Below are 13,213 nucleotides of genomic sequence, written 5' to 3' on the forward strand. Positions count from 1 at the left end.
CCGTTGGGGCCGTCAGGCCGGTGCCAGCGGCTCCGAACGGCTACGCCTCAGGCGTCCGGAACGTGTGCCGAGTGCCCGGCTTTCCGGAGCCCTTCGCGGAGCTTTTCGGCGTTGGCGTCCAGCCGGGCCGGATCGGGATTCTGGTCCACCGAGCCAAAGTCGAAGTCCGCCATGGTGCGGGACGGCCACACATGGACATGGAGGTGGTTGACCTCGTAGCCGGCCACAATGAGGCCGGCGCGTGCCGCGTCGAACACCCCGACCTGGACTGCCCCGATCGTCTGGGCCACCTGCATCACGCGGGCCAGCATTTCAGCGGGCGCATCGGTCCAGCGGTCCACCTCCGCGGTTGGCACCACAAGGGTGTGTCCGTCGGCGAGCGGGCCTACCGTAAGGAAGGCCACAACGTCGTCCTCGCGCCAGACGAAGCGGCCGGGGATCTCGCCGTTGATGATCCTGGTGAAGAGAGTGCTCATGCGTCTGCCCTTTCCGAGGGTGTTCCGAGGGTACTGGTGTCCAGGACAAAACGGTACTTCACGTCTCCGGCCACCATGCGGTCGTAGGCCGCATTGAGGTGGTCGGCGCGGACCAGCTCAATGTCGGAGGTGACACCGTGCTCGGCGCAGAAGTCCAGCATTTCCTGGGTCTCGGCGATGCCGCCGATCAGTGAGCCTGCGTACGCGATCCGACGGCGGATCAATGCGCCCGGGTTCACCGGTGGCATCTCCTCGGAGGGCAGCCCCAGCTGGAAGAGCGCCCCGTTCACGCGCAGGGTCCGGAAGTACGGGTTGAGGTCATGCGGCGCGGCGACGGTGTCGATGATGACGTCGATGCTGCGGTTCGCGGCGTCCATCGCGGCCTCGTCGCGGGACAGGATGACGTCATCGGCGCCGAGTTCGCGGGCGGCGGCGACCTTGGACTCCGAGGTGGTGAAGACCTTCACTTCGGCGCCCATGGCCTTGGCGAGCTTCACAGCCATGTGACCCAGTCCGCCGAGGCCAACGACGCCGACAACGTCCCCCGCCTCGAGGCCGAAGTGGCGCAGCGGGGAATAGGTGGTGATGCCTGCACACAGCAGCGGGGCCGCGGCAGCCGGATCAAGGCCGTCCGGGATATGCAGGACGTAGCGGCGGTCCACAACCACAGAGGTGGCGTAGCCGCCCTGGGTGATGGCGTCCCGGTTGCGGCGGTCCTTCGCGCCGTAGGTCCCGGTCATGCCGTTTTCGCAGTACTGCTCCAGGCCGTCACGGCAGCTCTCGCATTCACGGCAGGAATCGACCAGGCACCCGACGCCCACCCGCTCGCCGAGGCTGAACTCGTCGACTGCGGAGCCGACACGGCTGACCCGGCCCACGATTTCGTGGCCGGGAACCAGCGGATAGTTCTGGGTTCCCCATTCGCCCCGTGTGGCATGGACGTCCGAATGGCAGAGTCCGCAGAACTCGATGGCGATTTCGACGTCGTCGTCCTTCGGCGCGCGGCGCGCAACCGTCAAGGGAACCAGCCCGCTGTCGCTGGCGGTAGCGCCGTAAGCGGCGGCAAGGCTCGGTCCCGGCGTGAGGGTGTCAGTGCTGTCGGTAGTGCCAGTGGTCAGATCGGGAAGCGGCTTGGCAAGGGGCGGCGGTACGGGGCGTCCTGGTGTCATAGCCTGACGCTACCCGCGGGAGCGGCCGCTATGCCACTCGCCGCGGGAAGTCGGCGGTTGCTTGCCGCAGCCCGGACGTCTGTTCAGCAAGGAAATGCTAGTTCAGCGACAGGACAAGGTAGAGGAGTGCGAGGACCAGTACTGTCGGGGTCATAGTAAGTCGTTCGGGTTTGCTGCGGGAGATCCCGTTCATCACAACACCCAGGGCGAAGTATGCCGTCAGTGCCCAGGCGGCGGCCGCGGTCACGTCGTCGTTGATCACCGGCGGGGCGAGCCCGGCCTTTGCCAACGCCGTGTAGGCAAACAGGCCATAGAGGACAACGGACACGGCGCTCCCGATCCTGAGCTTGGCGGGCAGGACGGTGTGGTTACCGCCCCACGCCATCCTGCCGAGCGGAGCTCCGCAGATGAGTGCAAGCTGAAAAATCCCGAGGCCGGCCAGGATAACGCAGGCGGCTAACGCGGCAAGCTGATCTACCGGCACAACGAACCCCCGCTCGGGTCCGGTGCCGGGACCTCCCGGCCCGGCCGCCGGGCTTCTTCGGGCCGGAGGACGCGCAGGGCATTATCGATAATCCGGTCGAGCTGTTGAACCAATGCTTCTTCATCCACGCCCGCATCGACTCCGTCCTGATGGGTTTCGAGACCCTGCCACGCACTCGCCAGCAGCGCGGTTCCCTTGGGCGACAACGAGATCGTGTTTGCCCGGGCATCCCGTGGGTCCGGTCGCACGATGACCAGATCGTCGCCGATCAGCCGTCCCAGCCGCTGCGTGATGGAAGCCCGGGAGACGTCGAGGGCGTCCGCGATCTGCCGTTGAGCCTGCGGCCCGGAGGTGCCGAGGGTGAGGAGGACCAGGAAACCCGAGTAGCCGATTCCGTGATGTTCCAGAAGGTAGCGGTCTGCTATCCGGTCCACCAGGGCCGTAGCACGGTGGAGCTTGAAGACTGCACTGCCGACGATGTCGTGATGTTCGCTGTTAGTCATTTCGTTAAGTAGTTAACTAAATGACCCAGGGATTGTCAAGGGTTGGGCACCACGGCAAGAGCCACAGCCCGGGCCGGGGCGGGAATACGAACGAATGGCTAGCGCGGTGAGTCCCCGGAACTGTTCTCGCCGTACGGCTCGTCCCCGGTCACCACAGGGTGGGAAACACTGTTGCACCACTCGGAGAACGAGCCCGGATACAACGCAGCAGGGAATCCGGCGATCTCAAGGGCTGCAATTTCGTGGGCCGCCGTGACGCCGGATCCGCAGTAGACCGCGATGGGCACGTCGGCGCGCGCCCCGAGACCGGCGAAGCGTTCCCGCAACACGTCCGGGGGCAGGAACTTACCATCCGCTCCAAGGTTGGCCGTGGTGGGTGCGCTCACTGCGCCCGGAATATGGCCGGCTCGCGGATCCACCGGCTCGAATTCGCCGCGGTATCTCTCCCCCGCCCGGGCATCGAGCAGCAGTCCGTGCTGCCCCCACGTTGCCGCCTGGCCCGCGTCAACCACCTCCATGGCAGGCCCCGTCAGCACCACGTCGCCTTGCCCCGTTGCAGGTTCTCCGCTTTCGACGTCGAAGCCCGCGTCGAGCCAGGCGGCCAGGCCGCCGTCGAGCAGACAGACATCGCGGACCCCGGCCTGGCGGAGCATCCACCAGAGCCGGGCGGCGGCGAGGTTGCCGCTGTTGTCATAAACAACCACAACGTCTCCGGTGCGGATGCCCCAGGAGCGGGCTGATCGTTGGAAGTGGTCCCGGCTCGGAAGCGGGTGGCGGCCGCGGCGCGGGTCCGCGGGCCCGGCCAGTTCATTGGCGAGGTCCACAAAGACCGCCCCGGGCAGGTGTTCGGCGAGGTAGTGCTCCCGGCCGTTCGGGTCGCCGAGCGCCCAGCGCACATCCAGCAACACGGTCCGCCGTTCCATGCTGTCTGCGCCGAGGCGGTTATGTAGGGCCGCGACGTCCATAAGGGTCTGCATGCCCCAACTCTAACCAGGGGAAACTGGCGCCGCAGGTAGGCTTGGGCAGTGATCACAGCGCGAGAGCAGGACAGGGCCTGGGCCGATGAGGCCATTCGCAGAGTCAACGCAGAGAACAACCGCTCCGCCGACACACACTTGTACTCGGTCCCGCTGCCCGAACAGTGGGGCGTCCGGCTCTACCTCAAGGACGAGTCGACCCACCGGACCGGAAGCCTTAAGCATCGGCTGGCCCGCTCGCTGTTCCTGTTCGGGCTGGTGAACGGCTGGATCTGCGAAGGCACCACGATTGTTGAAGCCTCCAGCGGCAGCACGGCAGTCTCCGAAGCCTACTTCGCCCGGTTGCTTGGGCTGCCGTTCATTGCGGTGATGGCCCAGACCACGAGCCGCGAGAAGATCGCACTGATCGAACAGTTCGGCGGTTCCTGCCTGCTGGTGGACCACGCCTCGGAGGTCTATGAGGCGGCCGCGGAACTCGCACAGCGGACCAACGGCCACTACATGGACCAGTTCACCTATGCCGAGCGTGCCACGGATTGGCGGGGCAACAACAACATCGCCGAGTCAATCTTCGACCAGCTCGCCTTGGAAGAGCACCCGGTCCCCCGCTGGATCGTGGTTGGCGCCGGCACCGGCGGCACCAGCGCAACCATCGGCCGCTATCTCCGGTATCACCGCCACAACACCGAACTGGCCGTAGTGGATCCGGAGAATTCAGCGTTTTACCCCGGCTGGCTGGAAAGCCGGGGCACGCCCGCCGGCACGCCGGTGCCCGGCAGGGCCGCGCTCGCCGCGCCGGCCGGCGATTGCCAGCCGTCACGGATCGAGGGCATCGGCCGGGCGCGGCTGGAACCCAGCTTCGTCCCGGCCGTCATTGACCACATGATCCCGGTTCCGGACGCGGCGTCGGTGGCCGCGATGCGGCACCTGCTTGTCCATACCGGCCTGCACGCCGGCCCTTCCACTGGAACCAACCTGTGGGGTGTGTGGCAACTCATCGCAGGGATGATCGCCCAGGGACACCGGGGCAGCGTGGTGTCCCTGATGTGCGACGGCGGAGACCGCTACGCCGGAAACTACTACAGCCCGGAGTGGCTGCGGTCCCAGGGCCTCGACCCCGAACCGCATGAAGTGACCATCCGGGAATTCTTCGCCAGCGGAGCCTGGCCGTCCTAGGCTGGACGCCTTCCTAAACCTCCACTGCGTCACCGGTCGAGAGGTGCAGGTATTCGGTGTCGTACTTGGCTCCGAAGCGGGATACATGCCCTTCCACCAGTCCGCGCCCGCTCTCATTGAGCAGGGCATCGTGGATCGGGTAGGCCTTCCGGGCCCGGACGCCGATCACAAAATCGATGACCTCCCCCACCTTGCTCCAGGGCCCGTGGATCGGTACCAGCAGGGTCCTGACGTCCACACCATCGGGCACAATGAAGGAATCGCCCGGGTGGTAGACGTTCCCGTCCACGAGGTAGCCGATATTGGCCACCACCGGAATCTGCGGATGGATCAGTGCGTGCTGCCCGCCGAAACTCCGGACGGCGAACCCGGCCGTTCCAAACTCGTCGCCGGGTTCCACCGGGTGGACCCTTAACGCCGCCTCGGGCGCCTTTTCCCGCAGTTGCGCTGCGACCCCGGCCGGCGCGAAAAGCTGCAGGGTGGCGCTGGCAAGAAGTGCGGCAGTGACGGCCTCGACATCGATGTGGTCGGCGTGTTCGTGGGTGATCAGCACCGCATCCGCGCCGGCGAGGGCCCGGTCTGTTTCCGAGAAGGTCCCGGGGTCGAACACCAGCACCTTGCCGTCCTTCTCGAGCCGGACGCAGGCATGGGTGAACTTCGTGAGCAACATCAGGCCAGCCTAAGGTCCTGGCCCGGCGGTGTCCATGTGCCCGGCTGGTAATCTGGGACCTTGCCATCACACCGTATCCAGACCTCCACCGAAGCGAGTTCCACCATGTCCCACGGCGCCTCCGCCGATGGCGCCCGGGCTACGGTGCCTGCCCAGGCCCCGGCTCCGGCCAAGGAGCAGCGTGTCACCCGGCAGCGCCTAGCGGTCAGCGCCGTCCTGGACGAACTGACCGACTTCGTCAGCACCCAGGAGCTGCACAGGATTTTGCAGGACCGCGGCGCCTCGGTGTCCCTTGCCACCTCATACCGGATCCTGCAGTCCCTCTCGGATGAGGGCCTGGTGGATGTCCTCCGGAACGCCGACGGAGAAGCCGTGTACCGCCGCTGTGCCGTCACCGGGCACCACCACCATCTGCTGTGCCGCAGCTGCGGCAAGGCCGTCGAAGTAGAGGCCCCCGCCGTCGAGGCCTGGGCCGCGCGGACGGCAACCGAACACGGTTTCACAGTGGTGGAACACACCGTCGAGATTTTCGGGCTTTGCCCGGATTGCACTGCCCGCCAGGCTGGGAAGTAGCGCCGGCGGCAGCTCAGGCCGCCGGAACGGCGGCATCCCGCAGTACGCGTCCATTCAGTCCGCGTTTGGCCCGGACCCCGCCAACTACCCGGCAGATCACGTAGATCAGGAACGACAGCGTCGTCACATACGGACTAATGGGGATCCGCCCGCCGAGGGCCAGCATAATGCCCCCGACCGTGGCGGTCATGGCGAACGCCACGCTGAGGATTACCACCAGCCCGGGTGAAGACGTCAACCGCATGGCCGCAGCAGCGGGTGTGATCAGCAGTGCCAGCACCAGCAGGGCGCCAACAATCTGGATGGAAAGCGCAACGCTGACACCGAGCAGCAGCATAAACCCGAGGGCAAGCGCCCGCACGGGCACGCCGCGCGCGGACGCAACGTCGGGGTCCACACTTGCGAAGGTCAGCGGCCGCCAGATGCCCACCAGGGCAAGCATAACGACGACGGCAACCACAGCCAGCACCTGGAGCTGGACGGTTCCGACGGAGACGATCTGTCCGGTCAGCAGCCCGAACTTATTGGCGGCCCGGCCCTCGTACAGGGAGAGGAAAAGGATGCCCAGGCCCAGGCCGAACGGCATAATAACGCCGATGATCGAGTTTTTGTCCCGGGCCCGGACTCCCAGCAGGCCCAGCAGCAGCGCCGCCACAACGGATCCCACCAGGGAGCCCAGGATGATGTCAGCCCCGATCAGCAAGGCAAAGGCGGCACCGGCAAAGGAGAGTTCTGAGATTCCGTGGACGGCGAAGGCCAGATCCCGCTTCATTACGAAGGTTCCCATTAGTCCGCCGAGCAGGCCCAGGACCGCCCCGGCCCAGAGGGAATTCTGGACCAGCGCGAGCAATTCGCCGTAGTTCTCGAAGTTGAAGATTGATGCCAGCAGGCTTTCCAGGTCCATCTAGCCCACCTCCCCCGCCACCACATGGGTGTCCTCGTGGTGATGCGTGGCGCCGTCCGGCAGCCCGACCACAATCAGCCGTCCGTTGGCGTGGATCACTTCGACGTGGCTGTCGTAGAGATCTGAGAGGACCTCGGTGGTCATGACTTCCGCTGGCGGGCCCACCCGGAACCGTCCGCCGGCCAGGTAGAGGACCCGGTCAACATAGTCCATGATCGGGTTGATCTCGTGCGTGACAAAAACCACAGCACTGTCCCGGTCATGGCACTGCCGGTTGATGAGCGCACTCACGGCCTGCTGGTGCTGGAGGTCCAGGGACAGCAGTGGCTCGTCGCACAGCAGCACCTGCGGGTCGGTCGCCAGTGCCTGCGCCACCCTCAGCCGCTGCTGCTCGCCGCCGGACAGCTGGCCCACCGGGACCATCGCGTAGTCGGATGCCCCCACCAGCTCGAGCAGCTCATCGATCCGGCGGTTCACCTTTGCCGCGCCCAGCCGCAGTCCCCACCGGTGGCCGTCAACCCCCAGCCCAACGAGGTCGCGGGCGCGCAGGGGTGTGTCGGGATCAAAGGATTTCTGCTGCGGAACGTAGCCGATCCCCCGGCTGCCCCGCTCTACGGGCCGGCCGGCGAGCACGGCCGAGCCGGAGCTAAGCTCCTGCAGTCCCAGCAGGACCTTGAGGAAGGTAGTTTTTCCACTGCCGTTAGGTCCGAGCACAGCGAAGAATTCACCCGGATTAATGTCCAGGTCCAGGCCCTCCCACAACGTCCGCTTGCCGAACGTCAGGGAGGCCCCACGGAGGCTCACTACGGGTGTCAACTTGGGTTTCCTCGAATTCTTCGCAAGCCCGGGACTCGCGTTCTCTGGGTGGGCTGTCGGATCGGCGGGTCCGGCCAGGGGCCTGCTAGCACTGTCCCGCCCATCTTAGGCCCGCGGCTACCCGCGGGCCTGCGCCGGTGGTCCTGCCGCCGGTGGTCCTGCCGCCGGGGGCGGCGTTTAGGCCAGGGCCTTGGCGATGTTGTCGACGTTGTCCGTCATCCACTGCAGATAGCTGTTGCCCTCCGTCAGCGTCTCACTGAAGTTCACGACCGGGACCCCAGCGGCCGCTGCCGCGTCTTTGACGGCGGCCGTTTGCGGCCCTTCGGTCTGCTGGTTATAGGCAAGCAGCCTGATCTTGCCCGAGCCCATGAGGTCGGTCGTGGCTTTGAGCACCGCCGGCGGGACATCCGTGTCTTCTTCGATTGCGGCGGTGTAGTCGGCCGGGGTCTGGTTTTCCAAGCCGGCAGCCTCCAACAGGTAGAGCGGCACAGGTTCCGTCACGGCGACGGGCGCCACGCCGGTGCTGGCCTTGATTTCCGCCAGCCTGGTTTCGAGCCCGCCGAGTGAATTCTTGAACGCCGCAGCATTGCTGCGGAAAGTTCCGGCCCCGGACGGTTCAAGCTCGCCAAGCTTCGCCGCGACGGCATCAGCGAGCCTGGCCATGGCAGGCAGGCTGTACCAGACATGCTCGTTGAAGCCGCTGCCGCCATGCCCGTGCGTCTGCTCATCGGCAGCGGCCGATGCGCCTGCGTGCTCCTCCGGGGCCAGTCCGGAGAGCTCCACCGCATTGAGGATGTTGTTGTGGTCCAGTCCCGTGTCCTCGGCCAGCTTCTGCAGGAAGTCGTCGTAGCCTCCGCCGTTCTCCACCACCAGCTCGGCCTTGGACACAGCCAGCTTGTCCTGCGTAGTGGCTTCATAAGAGTGCGGGTCCTGGCTGGTGCGCGAAATGATGGAAGTCACCCGCACCTTGTCTCCTCCGATGGTGCCCACGATGTTGCCGAACACACTTGTGGAGGCGACGACGTCGACGATTCCGTCGCCCGCACCCGCAGCGGAGTTCCGCGGTGTTGGGGTGCAGGCGGTAAGCATCAAGGTGATGCCGGCAACGGCGGCAACGACGGCACGGGCGGCAGGACGACGCACGGGTAACCTCGGATCAGTTATTGAGAATCAGGAGCAATAGCAATAAGCCGAGTGTATCCCTAAATAGGAATGATTCCTATTTAGGGATACACGAAGCCTACTGCTGGTCCTGGCCCAGCCGTCGGTAGCCGGTCGCCTGGGTGGCGTCGCGGATCTCCCCGACCAACTGCTCAATAACGTCCTCGAGGAACAGCACACCCTGGGTCAGGCCGTCCGGTCCGATCACGCGCGCCAGATGCGACCCGGTGCGCTGCATCACGGACATGGCCTTCTCGATCTCGTCGCTCATCGCCAGGTTAGCCAAGGACCGGATATGGCTCTCAGCGATGGGCTGGTGGTACGCGGCGTCCGGGATGGACAGCACGTCCTTGATGTGCAAATAGCCGGAGAGCATACCGTCGTCGTCGAGCATCGGAAAGCGGGAAAAACCGGTGCGGCTGACTGACTTCTCGAACTCCGCCGGCGTGGTGTTCGCCTTCAGCATCACGAGCTTGTCGAGCGGGACCATCACATCCGAGGCCGTGTGTTCAGAGAACTCCAGCGCCCCGGTGATCAGCCCGGCGTCGTCGTCCACCAGTCCGTGGCGGGTGGATTCCTGCACGATCGACTGGACCTCCTCGAGTGTAAAAGAGGACGTGATCTCATCCTTCGGCTCGATCCGCATAAGTTTCAGGATGTGGTTGGCCGCCCAGTTGAGCGCCACGATCACAGGTTTCACGAGTCGCGCGATGAAAATCAGCGGCGGGGCCAGCAACAAGGCTGCACGGTCCGCCACCGAGACCGAAATGTTCTTCGGGACCATCTCACCGATGGTGACATGCAGGAAAGTAACCAACAACAGCGCGACGGCGAACGCGACGATGTCGGCGATCTCCACCGGAATGCCGACGGCTTCCAGCGGCACTGCCATCAGGTGGTGGATGGCCGGCTCGGCAACCTGCAGGATCAGCAGCGAACAAACCGTGATCCCGAGTTGCGCGCAGGCAAGCATCAACGAGACGTTTTCCATGGCCAGCAGGGTGGTCTGCGCCCGTTTGGATCCTGCCTCGGCGAGCGGCTCAATCTGGCTTCGGCGCGCGGACATAACTGCAAACTCAGCGCCCACGAAAAAAGCGTTGCCCAGCAGCAGGACAATGAGCCAGAGGATTCCTGCCCAGTCGCTCATGCGGCACCTACCTGGCCGCGGGAGTGCTCCTCGCGGTGCACGGGGACGGGCTTGAAGCAGATCCGATCAATCCTGCGCCCGTCCATGCGGGTCACAGCCAAGGTGCCTCCCGCGACGTCGACGGTGTCCCCCACAGCGGCAATCCTGCCCAGCTGGCTCATAACGTAGCCTCCCACCGTTTCGTAGGCAGACTCATCGGGCACGGTCAGGCCCGGGATCTGTTCGGAGAGTTCATCGGGACGAAGCAGGCCGGGGAAGTACCAGTCGCCCGAGGCGCTCTGCAAGAGGCCGGGACGGACCTTGTCGTGTTCATCGGCCACTTCCCCGACGATTTCCTCGACGAGGTCCTCCAGCGTGGCGATACCGGCGGTCCCGCCGTACTCATCCAGGACAACGGCCAGCTGCAGGTTGCCTTCGCGGAGTTCCGCCAACAGGGCATCAAGGTGGATGGTTTCCGGAACCCGGAGCACATCAGTCATGATGGCGCCCGCCTCCAGCTTGGCGCGCCGGTCCGCGGGAACGGCAATGGCTTTTTTGATGTGCACCACGCCGCGGATGTCGTCCGATGACTCACCGATAATCGGGAACCGGGAGTATCCGGTGCGGCGTGCGGCTTCCACGATGTCCGAGACCGGCTGGTGGCCGTCGATTGTCTCGATCCTGATGCGCGGGGTCATTACGTCCGCCGCAGTCCGGCCCGAGAACTTGAGCGTCCGGTCGATGAAGTTGGCGGTGCCGGCGTCGAGGGTTCCCATCGCCGCCGAGCGGCGCACGAGGGAGGCCAGCTCGGCCGGCGTCCGCGCACCCGAAATCTCTTCCTTGGCTTCCAGGCCGAAAATATTCAGGACCTTGTTGGAGAAGCCGTTGAGCACCACGATGGCGGGCCTGAAGATCGCCGTGAACATCAGCTGCGGACGGGCCAGTGCCTTGCCGACCTGGAAGGACAGTGCAATGGCCATATTCTTCGGGACCAGCTCGCCGATCAGCATGGACAGCAGGGTCGCGAAGGCCATCGCCAGGACCAGGGACACGGAGGACGCTGCCGCCGCCGGCAATCCCAGGACGGCCAGCGGAGCTTCGAGCAGCTTGCCCACCGATGGCTCCATCACGTAGCCGGTGAGCAGGGTGGTGATGGTAATGCCCAGCTGGCAGCTTGAGAGCTGGGTGGACAGCGACTTGAGGCATCGGAGCAGTGGCGCCGCGGCGGTATCGCCGTTGTCCACGGCCCGCTGGACCGAGGCCTGGTCCAGGGCGACAAGGGAGAATTCAACGGCTACAAAAAAGCCGGTACCGAGGATGAGCAGCAGGCCTGCTGCGAGAAGTAGCCACTCCATTTAGCGGCCTGCTTCCGGGGCTGCACCGCGGGAGGGTCCCGGCGGAGGATGGTCGGCCGGGGCCGACCCTGTTTCCTGGAACGACCGGGTGCCCCTGAAGGCATGTGGCCGGCGTGCCGCCGGAGAATGGTGGGAGCGTGAACGGGGTTTGCCGGCTCTTCGGGTCAACTGCGCGGGAAGGGTTTCCGTTCCCCGCTGACAGCCCCCAGGCCGGCACCTAGATTTACTGTCCATAAGGATTTCAGTCTACAGGAACGCCTGCGTCCGCCGCCGACGCGGCGACCCCGGATGGGGCCCGGCGGTTGCCCGCGCCGTCGGCACGGCTACCAGCTCTGCGGGACAGGCCGGCCTTCCTCGTAGCCGGCGGCGGACTGGATGCCAGCTACTGCGCGCTCCCGGAACGAGGCAAGATCGGCAGCTCCGGCATAGCTCATCGAGCTGCGCAGCCCGGCCGTGATCATGTCCAGCAGATCCTCAACGCCGGGCCGGGCCGGATCAATAAACATCCGGGACGTGGAGATCCCTTCTTCGAAGAGGGCCTTGCGGTCCTTTTCGAAGGCGCCCTCACGCTGGTTGCGGTTCTGCACGGCCCGTGCAGACGCCATGCCGAAGCTTTCCTTGAACTGCCGGCCGCCGGCGTCCTGCTGCAGATCCCCCGGGCTTTCGTGCGTCCCGGCGAACCAGGACCCGATCATCACCTGGCTCGCCCCGGCAGCCAGTGCCAACGCAACGTCGCGCGGGTACCGGACACCGCCGTCGGCCCAGACACGTCCGCCCGCGGCCCGCGCGGCGGCCGAGCACTCCAGCACGGCGGAGAACTGCGGCCGGCCCACGGCCGTCATCATGCGCGTTGTGCACATGGCACCCGGGCCCACCCCGACCTTCACGATGTCCGCGCCGGCCCGGATGAGTTCCCGGGTTGCCTCAGCCGTGACCACGTTCCCCGCCACCACGGGCACACCGGGGTTGAGTCCCTTCACCGCGGCCAAGGCGTCAAACATCTTCTGCTGGTGCCCGTGGGCGGTATCAAGGACCAGCACATCGACGCCGGCGGCGAGCAGTTCCGCTGCACGCCCGGCAACGTCACCGTTGATTCCGACGGCGGCGGCGACTTTTAGCCGGCCGCGCGCGTCCAGCAGCGGCCGGTACAAGGTCGAACGCAGCGCGCCCTTCCGAGTGAGCGCCCCGGCAAGGACACCGTTCCGCTGCACTGGCGAAAAGTCGCTGCCGGCGGCGTCCATGGCGTCGAAAGCGCGGCGCAGACCCGACCCCGCCCCGGCGCCGCCGTCGGGCGCGTCCTCCAGCAGGGCAGCGTCCAGCACCAGCGGCTGGACGCGCATGACCGAGGAGAGCGAGGCGAATCGGTCCTGGCCTTCGAAGTCCGCGGCCCGGACGATGCCGGTCACGGCCCCCGCATCGTCGACCACCATAATGGCCCCGTGCGGACGTTTGCCCATCAGATGCAGTGCGTCGATGACTGTACTGGACGGCGAGAGTGTCACGGGGGTTTCCAGGACGGGATGGCGTTCCTTGATCCAGGCCGCCACGTCACGGATCACGTCGAGCGGCACGTCCTGGGGCAGGACCGCCAGCCCGCCGCGCCGCGCCATGGTCTCCGCCATGCGCTTGCCGGTCACTGCAGTCATGTTGGCCGCGACGAGGGGAATCGTGGAGCCCGTGCCGTCATCCGCCGAGAGGTCCACATCCAGCCGGGACGTGACCTCCGAACGGGACGGCACAAGAAAGAGGTCCGAGTAGGTCAGGTCAGTGGTGGGCTCGGTCAGAAAACGCACGGCTGCTCCTTAGGTAGGCATTCCGGTGCT

Annotated in this window: 14 protein-coding genes; 2 read left to right on the forward strand and 12 right to left on the reverse strand. The window is 66.0% G+C overall.

The window, feature by feature from the left end:
• Positions 1 to 47: 47 nt before the first annotated feature.
• The 5 genes from ABIB49_RS06730 to ABIB49_RS06750 all read right to left on the reverse strand — a co-directional run bounded on the left by ABIB49_RS06730 (position 48) and on the right by ABIB49_RS06750 (position 3,609).
• Positions 48 to 476 carry an HIT family protein gene (locus tag ABIB49_RS06730; RefSeq protein WP_253032416.1) on the reverse strand — a complete coding sequence of 143 codons (429 nt, stop codon included), beginning with the start codon at positions 474 to 476 and terminating at the stop codon, positions 48 to 50.
• Positions 473 to 1,645, reverse strand: a complete 1,173-nt coding sequence (locus ABIB49_RS06735; RefSeq protein WP_354156832.1) for an NAD(P)-dependent alcohol dehydrogenase — start codon at positions 1,643 to 1,645, stop codon at positions 473 to 475. The genes ABIB49_RS06730 and ABIB49_RS06735 overlap by 4 nt, the downstream gene beginning before the upstream one ends.
• Positions 1,646 to 1,742: 97 nt before the next feature.
• The gene (locus ABIB49_RS06740; RefSeq protein ID WP_283479325.1) at positions 1,743 to 2,129 is read right to left on the reverse strand and encodes a hypothetical protein; all 387 of its coding nucleotides are present in this window, start codon (positions 2,127 to 2,129) and stop codon (positions 1,743 to 1,745) included.
• Positions 2,120 to 2,632: a MarR family winged helix-turn-helix transcriptional regulator gene (locus ABIB49_RS06745; protein ID WP_283479323.1), complete on the reverse strand. Its 513-nt coding sequence runs from the start codon at positions 2,630 to 2,632 to the stop codon at positions 2,120 to 2,122. Before ABIB49_RS06745 ends, ABIB49_RS06740 begins: the two co-directional genes overlap by 10 nt.
• Before the next feature lie 98 nt (positions 2,633 to 2,730).
• Positions 2,731 to 3,609, reverse strand: coding sequence for a sulfurtransferase (locus ABIB49_RS06750; protein ID WP_354156833.1), 879 nt, complete (start codon positions 3,607 to 3,609; stop codon positions 2,731 to 2,733).
• A gap of 48 nt (positions 3,610 to 3,657) precedes the next feature.
• Between ABIB49_RS06750 and ABIB49_RS06755 the strand changes: the two genes are divergently transcribed.
• Positions 3,658 to 4,785: a PLP-dependent cysteine synthase family protein gene (locus ABIB49_RS06755; protein WP_354156834.1), complete on the forward strand. Its 1,128-nt coding sequence runs from the start codon at positions 3,658 to 3,660 to the stop codon at positions 4,783 to 4,785.
• Between the two features lie 13 nt (positions 4,786 to 4,798).
• Here ABIB49_RS06755 and ABIB49_RS06760 read toward each other — a convergent pair whose 3' ends face one another.
• Positions 4,799 to 5,455: an MBL fold metallo-hydrolase gene (locus tag ABIB49_RS06760; RefSeq protein WP_282360441.1), complete on the reverse strand. Its 657-nt coding sequence runs from the start codon at positions 5,453 to 5,455 to the stop codon at positions 4,799 to 4,801.
• A 105-nt stretch (positions 5,456 to 5,560) separates the two neighbouring features.
• Here ABIB49_RS06760 and ABIB49_RS06765 point away from each other — a divergent pair, with 105 nt between their 5' ends.
• Complete coding sequence (locus tag ABIB49_RS06765) at positions 5,561 to 6,028, forward strand: Fur family transcriptional regulator (RefSeq protein WP_282360498.1); 468 nt, start codon at positions 5,561 to 5,563, stop codon at positions 6,026 to 6,028.
• 13 nt (positions 6,029 to 6,041) lie between these two features.
• Here the strand turns inward: ABIB49_RS06765 and ABIB49_RS06770 are convergent, their stop codons facing one another.
• From ABIB49_RS06770 to guaB1, 6 genes are all read right to left on the reverse strand, one after another.
• Positions 6,042 to 6,932: a metal ABC transporter permease gene (locus ABIB49_RS06770; protein WP_283479318.1), complete on the reverse strand. Its 891-nt coding sequence runs from the start codon at positions 6,930 to 6,932 to the stop codon at positions 6,042 to 6,044.
• On the reverse strand, positions 6,933 to 7,748 hold the full coding sequence (locus tag ABIB49_RS06775) for a metal ABC transporter ATP-binding protein (protein ID WP_226774423.1): 816 nt from the start codon (positions 7,746 to 7,748) through the stop codon (positions 6,933 to 6,935). It lies immediately after the preceding gene.
• 177 nt (positions 7,749 to 7,925) lie between these two features.
• Positions 7,926 to 8,837, reverse strand: coding sequence for a metal ABC transporter solute-binding protein, Zn/Mn family (locus ABIB49_RS06780; protein ID WP_502913776.1), 912 nt, complete (start codon positions 8,835 to 8,837; stop codon positions 7,926 to 7,928).
• 151 nt (positions 8,838 to 8,988) lie between these two features.
• Positions 8,989 to 10,056 carry a hemolysin family protein gene (locus ABIB49_RS06785; protein ID WP_282360445.1) on the reverse strand — a complete coding sequence of 356 codons (1,068 nt, stop codon included), beginning with the start codon at positions 10,054 to 10,056 and terminating at the stop codon, positions 8,989 to 8,991.
• Positions 10,053 to 11,390 (reverse strand): hemolysin family protein, encoded by a 1,338-nt coding sequence (locus ABIB49_RS06790; protein ID WP_354156835.1) that lies wholly within the window; start codon positions 11,388 to 11,390, stop codon positions 10,053 to 10,055. Before ABIB49_RS06790 ends, ABIB49_RS06785 begins: the two co-directional genes overlap by 4 nt.
• A gap of 323 nt (positions 11,391 to 11,713) precedes the next feature.
• Positions 11,714 to 13,183 carry a GMP reductase gene (guaB1, locus tag ABIB49_RS06795; RefSeq protein WP_226774420.1) on the reverse strand — a complete coding sequence of 490 codons (1,470 nt, stop codon included), beginning with the start codon at positions 13,181 to 13,183 and terminating at the stop codon, positions 11,714 to 11,716.
• Positions 13,184 to 13,213: the final 30 nt, after the last annotated feature.

Source organism: Arthrobacter sp. UYCu512 (assembly GCF_040547075.1).
Taxonomy (GTDB): Bacteria; Actinomycetota; Actinomycetes; order Actinomycetales; family Micrococcaceae; genus Arthrobacter.